Raw genomic sequence first — 20,397 nt, 5'->3', positions numbered from 1 at the left:
ACACCGCTACGGCGCCTTGACCTCCATCATGCCGGTGGCGGTACGGGCCGAATATTGCGGCCGGTACATATCCTCCACCGTTGCCGCGGGATGGGCATAGGTGCCCGGCGTCACCGCGCGCACGACGTAGGCCAGCGTAATGTTGCGATCGCCATCGCCATCTTTCGGGTTGAAGGCCGCGACGAAACGGTCGTCGCGGAATTCCAGATGCGCGGCGTCGGTCTGCGCCAGCCAGGAGAAGTTCGTCAACTGGGCGCTGGAGACAAGGCCCGGATTGTCGATCTCGAAGCCGGCCGGCAACAGGTCGGTGATCAGCAGTCGCGAAGGCCAGGTGTTCTGCTCATAGACCTTGAGCACGACGACATAGCGTTCGTTCTGCTTGGCCTCCGTCACATTGGCCTCGGTGCCGTCGAGCTTGTAGTAGGTGCGCCCGATGGTGAAGCCGTTGCCGCTGGCCGGCAGCGGCTGGATCGGCGAGGCGACCGTGGTGACGACCGCCTGCAGCGGGTTGCCGCCGGTGTTGGCGACGGTCAGCGGGCTGTCGGCCAGGTCGCGGCCGGCGAACTGGTCCGAATAGGCGCCGTTGTGCGGCGCGCCGTTGATGGTCAGCGCGATCGCAGCGTTGCCGGCCTTCAGTGCGCGAGCCGCCAGCAGCATCCAGGACTCGTCCTGCGTGCTCGTCCAGCGGGCTTCGGCGCGCTCCTGGGTCACCAGCTTGATCAATTCCGGCACGATCGTCGGCACCGGTTTCGATTCGGCCGCAAGCGCCAGCATCGCCGCGCCGTCGCGCAGCCGCGAGCCGTAGTCCGACCTGTAATAGTCGTACTCCGTGGTCGACTTGGCGAGCTGCAATGCCGTCTGGAAGGTTGCCTCCGAACGCTGCGTATCGCCGTAGAGCGCCAGGCTTGCCGCCAGCTGGGCCACGGCCATCGGGCTGGTGAAGGCTTCGAGCTGGGTGTCGGCATAGTAGCGCAGGTCGCCGACAGAGGCCTTCTTGTTGCGGGCCAGCACATAGAGCGCGTAGGCGATCTCGCTGCCGCGATCCTGGACGTCCTGGTCGTAGCCGATAGAGTTCTGCAGATTGCTCAGCGCCTGGCTCATCGCCAGGGTCGGCACATCGTATTTCTGCTCGCGCGCCCTGGTCAGGAAGTCGGTGACATAGGCATCGAGCCACAGATCGCCGGAGCCCGGCCCCCACAGGCCGAAGCTGCCGGCCGAGGCCTGGTAGCTCAACACCTTGTAGATGGCGTCCTGGATGCGGCCGTGCAGGTCCGGGTCGCTGGCCATGCCGATGCCCGACGCCATCTCGTTGACATAGAGAAGCGGCATGGCGCGGCTGGTCGTCTGCTCGGCGCAGCCATAGGGGTAGCGGTCGAGCGTCATCAGGAGCGAGGGCACGTCGAAGGCGGCCGCCTGCGAAACGCCAACGCTGACGGAAGCGCCGTCGAGCAGGCTTGCCGCGAGAAGCTCCTTGTCGACGCGCAGCGACCCGCCATTGCCCTTGAGATCGACGACCATGCGGGTGGTCACCGGCAATTGTGCCGGGCGCACCGGAACATGGAGCGTCTGTTCGACCGCGGTGCCGTCGGCATGGGCAAGCTTGACGGTGATCGAGGCGTTGCCCGCAGTCTGGGCGATCAATGGCACGGTCAGCGTCTGCCGCTTGCCCTTGGCGAGCGTCAGCTTTTCGGGGAGGGCGGCGTTGCCGGTCGACAGATCACCTGTCGTGTCGATGGTCAGCTTATAGTCGCCGTCCGGGCCGTCGGTATCGGCGACGTCGAGCCGCATCACGGCGGCATCGCCGGGCGCCAGGAAGCGCGGCAGGCCGGCGGTGATCACGACGGGATCGCGCACGATGACGTCCGACTGGGCGTGGCCAACCCCATCCTTGGTCCAGGCGACGGCCATGACGCGCACGGTGCCGTTGAACTGCGGGATGTCGAAGTCGATCCTCGCCTTGCCGTCGGCGTCGACCTCGACCGGGCCGGAGAAGAAGGCGACCAGCTTTTCGGTCGGCGGGCTGCCTTGCGCCTGCATGTTGGCGCCGTCGCCGCCGGTGCGCAGCTTGCCGGTGGTGCCCAGCGAGCCGTCGATCAGGCGGCCGTAGAGGTCGCGCACTTCAAGCCCCAGCATGCGCTGGCCGAAGAACCAGTCCTCCGGATCCGGGGCCTTGTAGTTGGTGAGGTTGAGGATGCCGACATCGACGGCCGCAACCATGACATAGGCGTTGCTGCCCGGCTGCACGCCGGCCACGGAAACCGGGATCGACAGCTGCTGGCGCGGCATGGTCTTGTCCGGCGGCGTCAAGGTGACGGCGAGCTGCTTCGAGCCCGGATCGACCTTCAGCCATTTGACGCCGATGGCGCGCGCCGGCATGCGCGTTTCCTGCGCGTCGCCCGGCCTGAACAGCGTCGCCGTGACATAGGCGCCGGCGCCCCAGTCGTCGCCGACCGGGATATCGATGGTGCTGCCGCCGGCCGGCACCGTGGCGGTGACAGTCTTCAACAGCTTGTCGGCGCCGATGGTGACCAGCAGCTCACCGGCAAAATGCGGCGATATCTTGAGCTTGGCCACTTCGCCTGCCGCATAATTGTCCTTGTCGAGGGCGATCTCGAGCCCGTCGGGCGTTTCGGTGGTGGTGGAGGAGACATACCAGCCAGCGTCGAACTCATAGCTGGTCGCCGGGCCTTCCGGATCCGACGTCTCGATCTCCAGGCGGTAGCGGCCCCAGTCGACCGGCAGTGACACCGTGGCCTCGCCGTCTGCGCTCAGGTCGACCTGGCCGTTGGCCACCGACTTGGTGAAGGTGACCGGCTCATAGTTCCAGGAATTGCTTGAGCGGTACCACTGATAATTGCGTTCGACCTTGACCAGCGACCATTGCGCGCCTTTCAGCGCCTCACGCTTGCCGTCGGGATCGACGGCGATCAGGCTGAACTTGGCCGTGCCGCCTTGCGGCACCTCGTCGCCGTCGAAATCCGGCCGGATGCCGATCATGTGGCCTTGCGGGCGGATGCCGATATTGAGCGAGCGCTCGACGGCGCGGCCGCCGGTCTCGCGCATCCTGACCGTGACCTTGGCGTCGACGAGCTTGGTGGTCGAGGGCAACTGGTCGACCGAAACCGGGAAGGTCGCCTTGCCATCCTCGCCGATCACAGGCAGGCCGGTGAAGGGCGTCACCGAGGGCTCGGCCGACTGTTCGTCGGCAAGGCCGAAGGAATAGCCCTTGAAGCGATCCCAGTCGCGGGCGGTCGACAGCGTCAGCTCGCCTTCAAGGGCCAGGCCCGCGGCCGGCGCGCCATAGAGGAAACGACCGTCGACGGTGACATTGGCGGTTTCGCCTTGAGCGATTTCCTGCTTGTCGGAGCTCAGGTCGAACTCGATGCGATCCGGCACGAAGTCCTCGACCAGGAACATCTGGCTGGCGACGGCCGGCTGCTTCGGGTCGGTGTGGATCGCCACGGTCCAGGTGCCACGCATGGCATTGGGTTCAAGCGGCAGGTCGACGGCATGGCCACCGGCCGATGCGCCGTCGCTGACGATGCGGCGATTCTCGACACCGTCGGGACGTGTGAAGATGAAGGTCAGCGGCAGGTTCTCGACCGCCCTGGCGGCGCCATCGCGGGCAAGGGCGGCGACATGGACGTCCTCACCGGCGCGGTAGATGCCGCGCTCGGTCCAGGCATAAACGTCGAGCGCGCCCGGCGCAGCGCGCCCGGTGACGCCACGGTCGGACAGGTCGAAGCCGGCGCGGCCCATATCGAGGAAGACGAAGTCGTTGTCGCTCTGCCTGGCCATCAGCACGGCCGGCACCATGCCGCCGTCGCCGCGCGTCAGGCCGGGGTTGAAGACGGCGCGACCCTCGGCGTCTGATATCGTGGTGCCGAGGATTTCGTTGTTCCTGGCCAGCAGCGTCAGCTCGGCGCCGGCGATCGGCTTGGCGCTTCCAAGCGAACGGGCGAAGACGTTGAGCCCATCCTGACCGGTGTAGGTCGACAGGCCGATGTCGGAAACGACGAACCACTGCGTGGCGCGCGAATCATAGTCGTCGCTCTTGTCGTCGGTCGCTTGCGCGGTCAGCACATAGACGCCGGGCTTGCGCTGCGGCAGCGCCTCGTCGACCGGGAAGGACGTGGTGACTTCCTTGTTGAGGTCGTTGGCGATGTCCAACTGGCCTTCCCAGACAGGCGAGCCCATCTGGTCGGAAATGTTGGAGATGTCGTAGCCGTCGAGCTGGCGCAGGAACTGATAGCCGGACAGAAGCTGGGCCAGCGAGCGGTCGCCGATGCGGTACAGCTTCATCTTGGCGGCGTTCATGTTGACGGTGACGACCGGAATGCCGCGGCGCGCGCCGGCCGGCAGCACGAAGCTGTCGCCGGTGAAGCGGGCGGACGGGGCGCGGTCCTGGACATAGATCGACAGCACCACAGGTGCTGCGATCGTCTCGCCGATGGCCGCCGGCAGGCCGGCGCGGAAAGTCACTTCGTAGTGCTGGCCGTGTTCGAGCCCCTCGACGCAGATCTGCTTGTCCTTGGCCTCGACACCCTTGGGAGCGGCGTTGTCGACAGTGACGAACTGCGCATAGTCGACGCCGGTCTTGACCAATTCCTCGGAAAACTGCGCGCAGATGCGCGGTGCGCTGGTGTCGGCATCGACGGTGTGGTCGATGACACGGAAGCCCTTGCGCGCCTTGAGGTCCTGATAGGCGGCGCGGACCCCCGGCGAACTGACCAGCGCGAGGCTCGCTTCGTAGGACAGCAGGGCCGGCCGGTAGAGATCGCGGCGGTCGAGCCCGTCGCCGAGCAATGCCAGCGCATCGGCCCGTGTCTTGGTGGTGCGCAGGAGCTTATAGGCGTTGAAGCCGGCGGAGGTAGCGTTTGCCGGCAAGGTCGAGGCCTCGGACGTGTTGGCGACCGGCTGTACGGCAAGCGTCTCGCGCGCCAGCTCAAGCCAGAGCTGGCCGTCGTCGGGCATCACCGAAACCGCCGCCTCGTATTTCTGCATGGCCGAGCGATGGTCGCCTGTCCGCACCGCCTGTTCGGCCGCCGACCGCAATGCCGTCAGCCCTTCGGTCGGCTTGGTGTAGGTTGGACCGGTGAGCCCGTTGCGGTATTGCTGGGCCTGGTCGGCCATCCAGGCGGGAAAGAAGGCCAGTTCCGGCGGTGCGCCGATGTCGGGGTCGCCATCGACGTTGACGACCTTGCCGGCGACAGCGCCGTTGAAGGATTTCAGCTGGTTATAGTCGGACTTGAGGAAGCACCATTTGGCCTTGAGATTGTAGGTGAAGGCGCGGCAGGCGGAGTCGCCGAGGCATGTGGTCTTGCACTGGTCGAGGCTGACATTCTGGTCGGACCGGAGGTCGAAACCGAAATAGTCGGAATTGTCCGTCGTTGTGATTCGCCGCGCTTCAGCCGCTTGCGCGATGCTGCCCCAGGCGAAAAAGAGAAGGACAAGGATAGACAGACCACGAGCCGCGCGCATTGCCATAACACCCTCCAGACACTGCTTTCGCATCGGCCCGAAAATCGGGATCGATTTTCGGAAGGCACGATGCGACGCTTCAAACGTTCCCGGCATGTTCAGGCTTCACTGAAGCTTGTCAACACGAGGACGCGGCAGGGTCCGCCTGCCAACGGTTTCCTTTCCGGCCGATGACCGGTAGTACCTCCATAGGACAGGGATCACGCTTTCTTGCGGCGACGCAGAAGGTGTGAATTCCAAGCCCAGCCTATTTCAGACAATTGGATTGTGGCCCCTTTACGAGCAATTCAGAACTTCATTCCAATTTTAGTTTTGCGAGTTAGGTTAGAGTTATAATGTTGGTGCGTAAAAGGCAGATGTCGGGGGGAGGAGCGTCACTGCGCGGGCTTTCGCGTACCCTGCTTTTCGCCCTGATATGCTCGGCCGCACTGTTTGCCGAAGGCCGAAATGCCACGGCTTTCGAGCTATTCGGCATCAAATTGTGGGGTTCTTCCAGTGATGAGGACGCCGATATTGTCGACCCGCTGCGCTATGCCGTCACCATCGATGCACCCGACGCCGACAAGGATCTCGTTAAAAAGCTCGAAAACGCCTCGACGCTGAAAAACGACGAAGAACGTCCGGTTTCCGGTTCGCTCGGCCTACTGGCCAAGGCGCGCAGCGACCGCGAACAGCTTGTCGCCGCACTCTACGCGGACGCCCGCTACGAGGGCGTCGTCACCATCACCATTGAGGGAAAGCAGCTCGACGAACTGCCGCCCGACGCCGAATTCGGGGGAACGCAGCCGATCCCGGTGGTGATCGGCATTGCCACCGGGCCGAAGTTCACGCTTGGCAATATCCGGCTGAAGGGCGATGCGGCGGGGTTGGCGAGCGCCGATTTCGGACTGATCGCCGGCGGCGATGCCGGATCCGGCGCCGTGCTCAAGGCCGAAGCGTCGATCGTGCGGGCGCTGAAGGCGGAGGGCAGGCCGCTGGCCAAGGTGACAGGCCAGGAGATCGTCGCCGACCACGCCACCTCGACGCTCGACGTGACGCTCACCGTGGCGGCCGGGCCAGTCGCCGGTTACGGTGACACCACCGTCGAAGGCACCGAGAAGGTCGATCGCGACTTCACCGAATACATGACCGGCCTGAAGCGCGGCCGCCAATACTCGCCCGATGAAATCGACGACGCGCGCGACCGGCTGCTCGGGCTGGAAGTGTTCAACAGCGTCACACTCAAGGAGGCCGACAGTCTCGATGCCGAAGGCAACATCCCGATCGGTGTCCAAGTCAGCGAACGCAAGCCTCGCTATTTCGGCGTTGGCGGCACGCTCTCCAACACAGAGGGGCTCGGTCTGGAAGGCTATTGGGGTCACCGCAATCTGTTCGGGCGGGCCGAGAAGCTGCGCATCGATGGCGCGATCAGCGGCATCGGCAGCAACGACCTGACAGAACTCAACTACAATGCCGGTATCATGTTCGAAAAACCGGGCGTGGTCGGGCCGGCGTCGAAATTCTTCGCCGGCGTCAAGACCGTGTTGGAGCACCCCGATGCCTATGACCATTTCTCGGTCAAGGGCAACACCGGCCTGTCCTATGAACTCGACAAGAAGCAGACGGTTTCAGCCGAAGTCGCGCTCGACTATTCGAAGATCCACGACTCTTTCGGCAAGCACACCTATCTGATCGCCAGCATCCCCTTGCAATATGTCTATGACAACCGCGACAGCCGGCTCAATCCGACGCGGGGATTCCGGGTGCTGGCCTATGCCGAGCCGAGCTACGACATCCTGAGCGGTGCTGCCTTCCTCAAGCTGAAGGGCGAAGGATCGGCATACCAGTCGCTCGATACGGCCTCGAAGTTCGTGCTTGCCGAACGCGTCGCCATCGGATCGATCGTCGGCGCCGGCCTTCAGGATGTTCCGGCCAACCGGCGCTTCTATTCCGGCGGTGGCGGTTCGGTGCGCGGCTATGCCTATCAGGGCATCGGCCCGAAGGACATTGACGGACAGCCGATCGGCGGGCTTTCCTTGTTCGAGACCTCGGTCGAGATGCGCATCGCCATCACCGACACGATCGGCGTGGTGCCGTTCGTCGATGCCGGCACCGTCTCGACCAAATCATTCCCGGATTTCGCCGACATGAAGGTCGGAGCCGGCGTCGGCTTGCGCTATATCACGCCGTTCGGTCCATTGCGCATCGACGCCGCCGTGCCGCTCAACCGTGATCGCGACGACCCGCATTTCGGCATCTATGCCGGCATCGGCCAGGCGTTCTGACGATGAAGATGTTCAAGCGCATCCTTCGCATTGCCCTTTACACGCTGCTCGTCGTGGTGGCGGCGGTCGTGGGTGCGCTCGTCGTGCTGACCAAGACCGAGCGCGGCCGCGCAAACCTTGCCGGCATCATCTCGACCATGGCGTCGACCGACGATCGCAAAGTCACGGTCAGCGGCATCGACGGCATCTGGTCCGGGGCGCTGACCGTCGATCATGTCGTGCTGGAAGATCGCGAGGGCGCCTGGCTGGTGGCTCGCAAACTGGCCGTCGACTGGTCGCCACGGGCGCTTCTGTCCAAAAGCTTCAGCGCCGACCGCATCGCCGCAGGGCGCATCGAACTGGCGCGTCTGCCGGTGGCCAGCACGCAGCCGAGCCAAGGTGGTGCGACCACGCTGCCGGTTTCCGTCGACATCAGACAGATCGAACTCCCCGAGATCGCGCTCGGGCAGGCTCTGGCCGGCAGCGGCATCGCCGAGCTCGCGGCCAAGGGCGCGCTCAAGGCCGATGCGGCGCCGCTGGCGGTCGAAACCAACGTCGACATCACCCGCCACGACGGCAAGCAAGGCACGGTCGAGGCAAAAATCAATTTCGCGCCCGCCGATAACAAGCTCGACCTCGATCTCAAGGCATCCGAGCCGGCCGGCGGCATCATCGCCAATCTGCTCAATCTGCCGGATGCGCCGCCGGTCGACATCGTCGTTTCGGGCACGGGGCCGATCGCCAACTGGAATGGCGTCGGCACCTTTGTCGTCGACGGCCAGATCGTCACCCAGCTCACCGGCCGGCATCAGCTCACCGACAGGGGCAGCCATGTCGAAGCCAAGGGTGACGGTGACTTCGCACGCTTTGTGCCGGAAAATCTGAAACCCCTGTTTGCCGGCAAGACCAGCTTCGACCTTGCCGGGACCGCCATGGTCGCGGGCGGCGTCGATGTCGAGCGCGCCAACGTCGACAGCGATGCCGTGCATGGCACTGCCGCCGGTATCATCGACCCCAACGGCGCCAGCGACCTCGCGGTGGAGCTCGCCGCCAAGGGGCCGCCCATAGTGCTCAGCCTCGGCAGCGCGGCGCAGCCGGTGACGGTGGCGCTCACAGGCGCCACCGCCCGCGCCTTCGGCGGCGGCAAGGCGCCGATCGTCGACATCGGCGCGTCTCTGGTCTCGGTGGTGGCGGGCGGCACGCGGCTGGACAATCTTACCGCCCAGATCCATTCCGACGGTTTCGACATCCAGGAGCGCAGCGGACCGGTCAGCATCAAGCTCGCGGCCGGCGGCCTCAACACCAATGTCGCGACGCTGGCGCCGCTGGTGACCGGCAAGATCACAGCCGACCTCGCTGGTTCGGTCAGCAAGGACGAGATTTCCGTCGATCAGGGCACGTTGCGCAGCGATGCGCTCAATGCCTCGGTCACCGCCAAGGTGACGCTGGCCGACCTGGCGATGACGCTCAAGATGAATGCCGATGCCGTCTCGACGGCGCTGCCGCCGCAGATCCGTCCGGTTCTCGGCGAGCGCGTGACATTCTCCGCCACGGCAACCCGCGATCCGCAAGGCTCGTTCGCCGCCAATTCACTGCAATTCACTTCCGGCGCGCTCAGCGCAAGCGGCACCGCTAGCGCGACCGGCACCGACATCCAGGCCGACGTCAAGGGCACGCTCGGCGATGTCTCGGTGCTGTCGCCCATGGTCGGCGTGCCGGTCGGCGGGGCCGTCAATTTCGCGCTGACCGCGAGCGGTGCGCGCTCGGCGCCGGATTTCTCGGTGTCTGCCGACAGCGACAGCCTGACCGCATCGGGCCGCACGGTGAGGACCGTCCAGTTGAGCGCGAAGGGCAAGGCCGACATTGCCAGCCCGGCGGCCGATGTCTCACTGACCGGGTCGGTCAACGATCAGCCGCTCAACCTCAAGGCGTCGTTGGTGACGAGTGACGGCAAGCGGTCCATCAACGGGCTCAGCCTGGCGCTGGGCGACAACAAGGTCTCCGGAGACGTTGCGCTCGGCGATGGCCTGTTGCCGCTTGGCACGCTGACGCTCGATGCGCCCGATATCGGCCCGCTGGCGGCACTTGCCGGGCAGACGGCGACTGGCGACGTAGAGGGCAGCATCCGCTTCTCCGATGATGGTGGCGCGCCGACGGTTGCGATCGACATGACGAGCGCCTCGATTTCTCGCGGCGACCTGGCGGCGAAGACCATCGCCGTCAACGCGCTGGTCGCCAACTATCTCAAGGGCCCGGCGATCTCTGGTACGATCAAGGCCGATACGGTCACCTCGGGAACAACCGTCATAAGCGGTATCGGCGTCGACCTGAAGCGCGACGGCGAGTGGACCAATTTCACCGGCGGCGCCACTATTGCGGGCATTCCGGCCACGGCCGCCGGGCGGGTGAAGATCGCGGACGGCACGACCAGCGTCGAGATCGCCTCGGGCGAAGCGACCATTCGCGGCATCAAGGCGGCGATCGCGCAGCCATCGAGCTTGAGCGTCGCCAATGGCGCAGCCAGCATCGAGAAGCTGGTGCTCGATGTCGGGGGCGGGTCGGTCGCGGTCTCCGGTACCGCCGGCCAGACGCTCGACCTCGCTGCCGAATTTTCGGCACTTCCGGCAGCCCTTGCCAACGATTTCTCGCCTGGCCTCGACGCGGCGGGCACGTTGGCCGGAACGGCGCAAGTGACGGGACCGTCGGCCAGCCCGGACATCCGTTTCAATGTGCAGCTCGCTGGCGCCGAGACCAGTCAAACCCGCCAGGCGGCACTTGGTCCGCTCGATCTCGATGCGGCAGGCAGTTTCTCGTCCGCCGGTGGCGTTGCGATCGACCAGGCGACGCTTGCCGGTGAAAATGTCTCCGGCAAGGCGGCCGGTACGATCAATCCGAATGGCATCAGCGATTTCTCGCTCGACCTTGCCTCGACCGGTCCGAGCCTGCCGCTGGCCCTCGGCAGCGCCGAGAGCCCGATCAAGCTCGAGCTGCAAGCGCTGTCGGTGAAGGCAGCGGGGCAAGGCACGCAGCCGAAGCTTGATATTTCCGCTGTCCTGCCTTCGGTCGCGACCAATTTTACCAAAGTCGAGGGCATCGCGCTGGCGTTGCATTCCGATGCCTTCGACGTGAAGAGCCGGACCGGGCCGATTTCCGGCACGGTGACGGCGGCCAAGATCGGACTCGACAATCCAACCATCGCGCCGCTGATCGCCGGCAAGGTCACGGCCAAGGTCACTGGCAGCCTTGCCAAAGACACCATCGTCATCGACAGCGGCTCGGTGGTCGGCGACGCGCTGAACAGCGCCTTCAACGGCAAGGTCTCGCTGGCCGACGGCGCCATCGACCTCAACCTCAAGGCGGATGCGGCTTCCGCGGCGCTGCCCGCGGCAGCGCGTGGCGTTCTCGCCGAGCGTACCGACATCAGCGCCGTGCTGAAGCGCGATGCCAACGGCAATGTCACCGCCGATGCGATCAAGCTGGTGTCCGGTGCGCTGACCGCCGATGGAAAGGCCAGCCTTGCCGACAACAAAGTCGTCGCCGACATCAAGGGCGCGCTGGCCGACATCTCGCTTCTGTCGAAGGATGCCAAGGGCGCCATTGCTTTCGCACTCAACGCACAAGGGCCGAGCACCGCGCCCGACCTGTCGCTGACAGTGAACAGCGACCGGCTTTCGGTGGCCGAACGCGAGATCACCGGGCTGCGGCTCACCGCCACAGGCAAGGCCGATGCCGCCAATCCGGCGGCCAATGTGCAGCTGACGGGCAATGTCGCCGGCCAGGCCCTGCAAGGCAGTGCCGTGCTGGCGACATCCGACGGCAAGCGCGCCATCAACGGCCTGTTGCTGTCGCTCGGCAAGAACCGGGTCTCCGGCGATCTGGCGCTCGACAATGCCTTTGTGCCTGAAGGCACCGTGGCGCTCGATTTGCCTGACATCGGACCGCTTGCCGCACTTGCGCTGGAAAAGGCGGAAGGCGACGTGCGCGGCACGATCAGATTCGCCAGGAACGGCAAAGCGCCTGAAGTCACCGTCAAGGCGTCGACGGCTTCGATCTCACGCGGCGATCTTTCGGCAAAGACCGTCACCATCGACGCGATGATCGCCAACTACCTCGCCGCGCCGGTCATCTCCGGCAAGGTCCGCGCCGACAGCGTCACCTCGGGCGGCACCGTCATCCGCGGGATCGATGTCGACCTGAAGCGTGATGGCGACTGGACGGGCTTTTCCGGCGGGGCCACCGTCAAGGACATTCCGGCCAAGGCCGCCGGCCGCGTCAGGATCGCCAATGGCACGACGATCGTTGAGCTCAATTCCGGCCAGGCGACGGTTCAAGGCATCAAGGCGGCCATCGCCCAGGCCTCGACCGTCACCATTGCCAACGGCACGACCAGCCTGGACAGGCTGGTGCTCAACCTCGGCGGCGGCACGGCGACGGTGACAGGCAAGGTCGGGCAGGCGCTCGATCTCAACGCAACGCTGGCGCGGGTGCCGGTCTCGCTCGCCAACAGTTTTTCACCGGGGCTCGATGCCGCGGGCTCGATCTCGGGCACGGTCAAGGTGACAGGCGCGCCGGCCAATCCCGCCGTGGCCTTCAAGATGGACGCCTCTGGCATCCAGACGTCACAGACCCGTGGCGCCGGTTTCGGCGGCATGAGCGTGTCGTCCTCCGGCAGCTTCGCCAGCAACAGGCTGGCATTCGACGCCAACATCAGCGACGGTGCCGGTCTTGGCCTCAAGGGCGGCGGCACGGTGACGACTGCGGGCACGCCGGCGTTGGCGCTCGACTTTTCCGGCAAGGTGCCGTTCGCCTTCCTGACCCGGACACTCGCCGCGCAAGGCCTGTCGCTGAGCGGTACGGCCAATGTCAATGTGCAGGTGCGCGGACCGGCGACGTCACCGGTGATCGGCGGAACCGTCAGTACATCGGGCGCCCGCCTGATCGACGCGCGCTCGGGCCTTGCCATCAACGATATCACTGCCGATGTCGCGATCGGTAACGGCGTCGCCAGGATCAACCGCCTGACGGGCACGCTATCGACGCGCGGCAGCCTGTCGGCCAGCGGTACGGTCGGCATCGATGCGGCACAAGGGTTTCCGGCCGACCTGTCGGTCAAACTCGTCGACGGCCGCTACACCGATGGCAGAGTGGTCACCGCCAATCTCGGCGGCGACCTGACGATCAAGGGACCGCTTGCTTCGGCGCCTGTGATTTCGGGCACCATCAATCTGGCCAAGACCGTGATTACCGTTCCCGAAAAGCTGCCGGGCTCGCTGGCGGCGCTCGACGTCAAGCACAAGAACGCGCCAGGCGCCGTGCGCGCGCAGGACAAGGCACTGCGTCCGCCAACCGCGAGCGGCGGCAGTGGCGGCAGCGGCCTCAACCTCGACGTCACGGTCAACGCGCCGAACCAGATCTTCATCCAGGGCAGGGGCGTCGACGCCGAGCTTGGCGGTTCGCTCAAGCTGACCGGTCCGGCCTCGTCGCCGCAAGCGGTCGGCACCTTCACCTTGCAACGCGGGCGGCTGACGATCCTCGGCAAGCGGCTGACCTTCACCGAAGGCACGGTCGGCTTTTCGGGCTCGCTGGTGCCCTATCTCAACCTGACCGCAACATCCACCACGACCAGCGCTACCGTCACCATCGTCGTTTCGGGCGAGGCGACCAATCCGAAATTCACCTTCTCCTCGGTGCCGGCGCTGCCGGAGGACGAGGTGCTGGCACAATTGATCTTTGGCCGATCGATGTCGAACCTGTCGCCGCTGCAGATTGCCCAGCTCGCTGAAGCGGCTGCGCAGCTCGCCGGCGTCGGTGGTTCGACCTCGCTGCTCGAAAACCTGCGCAGCGCGATCGGCGTCGACGATCTCGACGTGACGACGGACGACAAGGGTGGCACCGCGGTCTCGGCGGGCAAATATCTCAACGACCGCACCTATGTCACCATCCAGAAGGGCGACAAGCCGGGATCGGGCAAGGCGACGATCGATCTCAATGTCGGGCGCGGCGTCAAATTGCGCGGCGAGGCCAACGATGCCGGCGAAGCCAAGGGCGGTATTTTCTACGAACGCGAATATTGAGCCAGCCGACAGCAAAAGAATCGGGCAAGTTGACTATCTGGTCGGCACAGCTCTTGGCACCACCTTCGGGATCGGCTGGTGCTGTCCAACTTTCATAAATGTCTCAATTTAGTCGGTACCGGAGATTCGACGAAATCTGCCGGGCAGTAGCAGTTTTGCGCCAAGACTGTCGTTATCGAGCGAACCGCTTCCCTTCCAAAGTTGCACATTCCTTGGCATGTTCCCAATCCGTGCCACTTTTGACATCATGGCCCGGATGCGGAATGTTAAAAGGCAGAAAGCCAACAATGGGAGTCAGTCATGGCAATCTACAAAAGTAATGGTGACCGCGTTCCGGATCATATCCTGGCAATGGCCGAAGAAGCCAAGGCAGGAAAAATGGATCGCCGCGAATTTCTCGCCTTGGCCAGCGTCTTCGGCGCGTCCACGGCGATGGCCTATGGCATGCTCGGCCTCGCCGATCCGACGCCGGCCAAGGCGGAAGAAGTACAGGGCAAGAAAGGCGGCACGCTGAAGGTCGCGATGTGGATCAAGGATCCGAAGGATCCACGCAAGGCCGACTGGTCTGAAATCGCCAATGCCGAGCGTCAGGCGCTCGAGCCGCTGGTGAAGTACACGAACGAATACACGTTCCGCCCCTATCTGCTCGAAAGCTGGGACATCAACGACGACGCCACCGAATACACGTTGCATGTGCGCAAGGGCGTGACCTGGTCGAACGGCGATGCATTCAACGCCGATGACGTGATCTTCAACCTCAAGCGCTGGGCCGACAAGAAAGCCGAAGGCAATTCCATGCCCGGCCGCCTCGGCACGCTGGTCAAGGACGACAAGCTCGATGAAAGCGCCGTCACCAAGGTCGACGATCACACCATCAAGCTGAAGCTTGGCTCGCCGGACATTTCGATCATTCCCAATGTCTGCGACTATCCCGGCCTTATCGTCCACAAGACCTTCGATGAAAAAGGCGGCGATTTCAAAGCCTGTCCGATCGGTACCGGTCCTTTCGAACTCGTCTCCTACGATGTCGGCCAGAAGGTGGTCTACAAGCGCCGCGAAGACAACAAGTGGTGGGACGGCGAAGTCTTTCTCGACGGCGTCGAGTTCATCGACTACGGCACCGATCCGGCGGCCACTGTCAGCGCCTTCGAAGCGGGCGAAGTGCACACCAACTACGAAACCACGGCCGACTACGTGTCTATCCTCGACGGCATGGATCTGGTGAAGTCCGAAGTGGTCACCGCCGGGACCGTCGTCTGCCGCACCAACGTCAACAACAAGCCTTACGACGACCAGAAGGTGCGTCAGGCGCTGCAGCTCGGCGTCGACAATGCTGTCGTCCTTCAACTCGGCTACGGCAATGCCGGCACTGTCGCCGAGAACCACCATGTCTGCCCGATTCATCCGGAATATTACGAGCTGCCGAAAATCGCCCGTGATCCCGCCAAGGCGAAAGCGCTTATGGCGGAAGCCGGCCAAGCCGACTTCGAGCACGAGTTGATCACGGTCGACGAGGACTGGCAGAAGAATACCGGCGATTCGATCGCCGCGCAGTTGCGCGACGCCGGCATCAAGGTCAAGCGTACGGTGCTGCCGGGCTCGACGTTCTGGAACGACTGGACCAAATATCCGTTGTCCATGACCACCTGGAACATGCGGCCGCTGGGGGTCCAGGTTCTGTCCCTGGGCTACCGCACCGGCGAATCCTGGAACGAGACAGCCTGGTCGAATCCCGACTGGGACGCCAAGCTCAATGCTGCGCTCGCCGTTGCAGACGCCGCAAAGCGCAAGGAGATGATGAAGGATATCCAGCAGATCCTGCAGGATGCCGGCATCATCATCCAGCCTTACTGGCGCAAGCTCTACAGCCATTCGGTCGCGGCGGTGCAGAACTACAAGATGCATCCGACCTTCGAACGCGACTATGGCAAGGTCTGGCTCGAGCCGGCCTGATCGATGGAAGCCAACGGGGAGGGAGGGCGTTCGTCCCTCCCTCCTGTTTCGAACATGATCGGCAATTTGGGGGTCAGCGCAAAAAAGGCTGCTGACTTTCCAAGCCGGCTCATGCGACAAATCAAGGGTTGACAGCACCTGACCCCAACCCCACCGGCAGGGGGCCGCCATGCTTTCTTTTATCCTTCGACGTCTCGGCACGATGGCATTGACGATGCTGTGCCTGACGATGATCGTCTTCTTCCTGATCAATCTCGAACCCAATCTGAAGAAGCTGGCGATCAGCCAGACCGAGATGCATACCTCGGCCGAGCAGCTCGAAAGCTGGCTGGTCAACCATGGCTACCGCCAGAACTTCTTCGTCCGTTACGGTCAATGGCTGGGCATCGTGCCCAAGCAGCCGGTGACCGACCCGGCGACGGGGCAGCCCACAAAGCGTTTCTCCTTCTGCAACGATCCAGTCGTGCCGACATTCTCCGGCGTCCTGCAAGGCGATTTCGGCTGCTCGACCAAGTTCAAGACCACTGTTGCGTCAAAGCTCTTCCCGGCGCTCGGCGCCACCGGTATCCTGATGTTCTGGGTGCTTGTGGTGATGGTGCCGATATCGCTTTTGATCGGCATCCTTGCTGGCATGCGTGAGGGTTCGCGAACCGACCGGACTTTGTCGGTGGCGTCGATCGCCTCGACGGCGACGCCTGAATATGTCTCGGGCGTCATCTTCACCGTCATCTTCGCCTCGTGGCTGGGCATACTGAACGGTTCGGCGGCTTCGGCCAGCCAGGGCATCACCTTCTATAATTTCACGCTGCCGGTCATGACGCTAGCGATCTACGGCATCGGCTACATCGCTCGCATGACCCGCGCCTCGATGGTCGAGGTGATGACGCAGCAATATATCCGCACCGCGCGGCTGAAGGGCCTGTCCTTCGGCAGCGTCGTGGTCAAGCATGCGCTGCGCAACGCACTGATCGCGCCGTTCACCGTCATCATGCTGCAATTTCCCTGGCTGCTCACCGGCGTCGTCATCGTCGAGGTGATGTTCCGCTACCAAGGCTTTGGCTACACGCTGGTCGAGGCGGCCGGCAACAACGATATCGACCTTTTGCTGGGCTGCTCGCTGGTCTCGGTGTTCATCGTGCTGATCACGCAGCTCATTTCCGATGTCGGCTACGCGTTCCTCAATCCGCGTATCAGAGTTCAGTAGGGGATCGGGCGGATGCAGGTCGAATATATCAGTGCCTTCAATATCGTGCTTGGCGTGCTGGCGCGTTTCTGGCCGGTCTGGGTCGCTCTGGCCATCGTCATGGGGGCGAGCTTCCTCTACAAGAAGAGGCTTGGCCTCTACGGCCAGCTCTTCGACAGCGGCGTCGGCATCGTCGGTGTCGGCATCTGTCTGTTCTGGCTGTTCACGGCGATCTTCGCATCGACCGTCGCGCCCTTCGATCCGCTCGCCCAGGTGCCGATCATGAAGGACGTGCTGCCCGGCGCGATCGAACCGAAATCGGGACTCATCTACCTCTTCGGCGGCGACAAGCTCGCCCGCGACGTGTTTTCCCGCATGGTCTACGGCAGCCAGATCGTGCTGATCATCGCGCCGGCGGCGACAGGCTTCGCGCTCATGGTCGGCATCACACTCGGCCTGCCGGCTGGCTATTATGGCGGCAAGATCGACACGGTGCTGTCCTTCCTCGCCAACCTTGTTCTGGCTTTCCCGGTGATCCTGCTATTCTACCTCCTGGTGACACCAGGCATCATGGAGACGCCGATCCCCTATGGGCTTGCAGGCATCTTCTTCCTGTTTCCGATCGTCTTCTTCAGCGTGCTGTTCTGGACCCGCTACAAGAACCGGCCGGACCGGCTCTACATCCTGCTCGGGCTGACGCTCATTCTTGGTGGCTGGATCTATACCGGCCTTGTCTTCGACAGGGATCCGCTGAAGATCATCCACATCGATCCCAATCAGCTCAACATCTTCGTGGCGGTGGTGTTCGCTTCCAGCCCCGGCGTGTTCCGCATCGTGCGCGGCCTGGTCATGGATATCAAGACGCGCGACTATGTGGCGGCGGCGCAGACGCGCGGTGAATCGCCCTGGTACATCATGCTGTGGGAAATCCTGCCCAATGCGCGCGGGCCGCTGATCGTCGATGCCTGCCTGCGCATCGGCTACACCACGATCCTGCTCGGTACGCTCGGCTATTTCGGGCTGGGGCTGGCGCCGGAGAGCCCGGACTGGGGCACCGCGATCAAGGACGCCAGCCGCCTGCTGCGCTCCTTCATCCATCCGGCGCTGCCGCCGACGATTGCGCTGATGTCGTTCGTGCTGGGCCTTAATCTCCTGGCCGACTCGCTGCGCGAACAGTCGATGAAGGATTGATGGACGGATCTTTGGCCCTGCGTGACCCAGAGAACGACGTGCCTGACACATAAGGATTGGAGCGACCCATGAATGAGGCAGTTCGAAATCCCGGAGAGCCGATCATCGAGATCGAGAACCTGTCGATCTCCTTCTTTACCCGCAAGGGCGAGATACCGGCGGTCATGGACTTTTCCTGCACCGTCATGCCCGGCGAGGCGATGGGTATTGTCGGCGAGAGCGGCTGCGGCAAGTCGACCGTTTCGCTCGGCATCATGCGCGACCTCTCCAACATCGGGAAGATCGTCGGCGGAAAGATAAAGTTCCAGGGCAAGGACATGGGCGAGCTGTCCGACGAGGAACTGCGCGCCATCCGCGGCAACAAGATCGCGATGATCTACCAGGAGCCGATGGCGAGCCTCAACCCGGCGATGAAGGTCGGTCAGCAATTGATGGAAGTGCCGCTGATCCACGACAAGGTGTCGAAGGAAGAGGCCTATAAACGCGCGCTCGAAATGGTGCGCTCGGTGAGGCTGCCCGATCCGGAGCGCATGATGCGCTCCTATCCGCACCAGCTTTCCGGCGGTCAGCAGCAGCGCATCGTCATTGCCATGGCGCTGCTGTCGAAGCCGGCGCTGCTTCTGCTCGACGAACCGACGACGGCGCTCGACGTGACGGTGGAAGCGGGCATCGTCGATCTGGTCAAGGGTCTCGGCGAGAAGTTCGGCACCTCGATGATCTTCGTGTCGCACAATCTCGGCCTGATCCTGGAGACCTGCGATCGCATCACGGTGATGTATTCGGGCGAAGCGGTGGAAACCGGCAAGATCAAGGATGTGTTCGACCGGATGCGCCATCCCTATACGCAAGGCCTTTTCCGCTCGATCCCGCTGCCGGGCGCCGACAAGAATTCGCGGCCGCTGATCTCCATCCCTGGACAGTTGCCGCTGCCGCACGAGCGGCCGAAGGGCTGCAATTTCGGTCCGCGCTGCCACCATTTCGTCGAAGGCGTCTGCAACGCGGCCGAAATCCCGATGATCGCGGTCGAGGGCCATGAAGGCCATTTTTCGCGCTGCGTGCGCTTCAACGAGATCGATTGGGAAGCGCTGCCGCCCGGCGCCAAGAAGGTCAACGAACGCGTCGTGCCCGGCGCCCCGGTGCTCAAGATCGAAGACCTGAGAAAATACTACAAGGTTGGCGGCAGCGAGGTGTTCGGTTCGAGCGAAGGCCGCGTCGTCAAGGCCAATGAAACGATTTCGTTCATGGCGCGCGAATCCGAGACGGTCGCCATCGTCGGCGAGTCCGGCTGCGGCAAGTCGACCTTGGCCAAGGTGCTGCTCGGCCTGGAGACTGCAAGCTCCGGCAGCGTGACGCTTGGCAACGAGCAGATCCAGTCGACCGGCGTCGAGAAGCGCAGCGTCGAGACGGTGTCGTCGATCCAGATGGTGTTCCAGAATCCATTCGATACGCTCAATCCGAGCCACTCCGTCGGTTCGCAGATCATCCGTACGCTGGAAAAATTCAATGTCGGCAACAACGTCGCCGAACGGCGCAAGCGCATGCTCGAACTGCTCGACCTGGTGAAGCTACCGAGAGCATTCGAGACCCGCAAGCCGCGCCAGCTTTCAGGCGGCCAGAAACAGCGCATCGGCGTGGCGCGTGCCTTTGCCGGCGACGCCAAGGTGGTGGTGGCCGACGAGCCGGTCTCGGCGCTCGACGTGTCGGTGCAGGCGGCGGTGACCGAGCTCCTGATGGATATCCAGCGCAAGAACAAGACGACGATGCTGTTCATCAGCCACGACCTGTCCGTCGTACGCTACATCGCCGACCGCGTCGTCGTCATGTATCTCGGCTATATCGTCGAACAGGGCACGACGGACCAGATTTTCGCGCCGCCCTATCATCCCTATACCGAGGCGCTCCTGTCAGCGATCCCGATCGCCGACACCAGCGTGGTGAAGAAACACATCGTGCTGGAAGGCGATATCCCGTCGGCGATGAACCCGCCAACCGGATGTCCGTTCCAGACGCGCTGCGGCTACAAGAAATTGGTGCCGGACAATCTGTGCGAGACCAAAGTGCCACCGGTGAAGCATCTCGGCGATGGCCATATGAGCCTGTGCTGGCTTGCCGACGACGTGCTGGCGAAAATGGAGCCGGTGATCAAGTTCGACAAGGAGCACGCCGCGCATGAGGGCGTGCCGGAAGATGCACCGCATAGTGCTGGTCCTGGCTTTGCCGGTACTCCGCCGAAGCGTCCAGGCGGCAAGAGGCCGAGCTGACGGGCGAAGAG

General features: G+C 63.8%; 7 protein-coding genes. 6 read left to right on the top strand and 1 reads right to left on the bottom strand.

The window, feature by feature from the left end; all coding sequences use genetic code 11:
* Positions 1-6 precede the first annotated feature (6 nt).
* Positions 7-5,487: an alpha-2-macroglobulin family protein gene (locus tag C9427_RS24345; RefSeq protein ID WP_107651617.1), complete on the bottom strand. Its 5,481-nt coding sequence runs from the start codon at positions 5,485-5,487 to the stop codon at positions 7-9.
* A 329-nt stretch (positions 5,488-5,816) separates the two neighbouring features.
* Here C9427_RS24345 and C9427_RS24340 point away from each other — a divergent pair, with 329 nt between their 5' ends.
* From C9427_RS24340 to C9427_RS24315, 6 genes are all read left to right on the top strand, one after another.
* On the top strand, positions 5,817-7,745 hold the full coding sequence (locus tag C9427_RS24340; RefSeq protein ID WP_107651616.1) for an autotransporter assembly complex protein TamA: 1,929 nt from the start codon (positions 5,817-5,819) through the stop codon (positions 7,743-7,745).
* Positions 7,746-7,747: 2 nt separating this feature from the next.
* Positions 7,748-13,798 (top strand): translocation/assembly module TamB domain-containing protein, encoded by a 6,051-nt coding sequence (locus tag C9427_RS24335; protein ID WP_107651615.1) that lies wholly within the window; start codon positions 7,748-7,750, stop codon positions 13,796-13,798.
* Between the two features lie 300 nt (positions 13,799-14,098).
* The gene (locus C9427_RS24330; protein WP_107651614.1) at positions 14,099-15,751 is read left to right on the top strand and encodes an ABC transporter substrate-binding protein; all 1,653 of its coding nucleotides are present in this window, start codon (positions 14,099-14,101) and stop codon (positions 15,749-15,751) included.
* Positions 15,752-15,920: 169 nt separating this feature from the next.
* Positions 15,921-16,955, top strand: coding sequence for an ABC transporter permease (locus C9427_RS24325; protein ID WP_107651613.1), 1,035 nt, complete (start codon positions 15,921-15,923; stop codon positions 16,953-16,955).
* 12 nt (positions 16,956-16,967) lie between these two features.
* Positions 16,968-18,125 (top strand): ABC transporter permease, encoded by a 1,158-nt coding sequence (locus tag C9427_RS24320; RefSeq protein ID WP_107651612.1) that lies wholly within the window; start codon positions 16,968-16,970, stop codon positions 18,123-18,125.
* A 68-nt stretch (positions 18,126-18,193) separates the two neighbouring features.
* Positions 18,194-20,386 (top strand): dipeptide ABC transporter ATP-binding protein, encoded by a 2,193-nt coding sequence (locus C9427_RS24315; RefSeq protein ID WP_107651611.1) that lies wholly within the window; start codon positions 18,194-18,196, stop codon positions 20,384-20,386.
* Positions 20,387-20,397 lie beyond the last annotated feature (11 nt).

Source organism: Mesorhizobium helmanticense, assembly GCF_003034915.1.
Taxonomy (GTDB): Bacteria; Pseudomonadota; Alphaproteobacteria; order Rhizobiales; family Rhizobiaceae; genus Mesorhizobium; species Mesorhizobium helmanticense.
The sequence above is the reverse complement of the archived record's forward strand: the minus strand, read 5'-3'. Positions and strand labels throughout refer to the sequence as shown.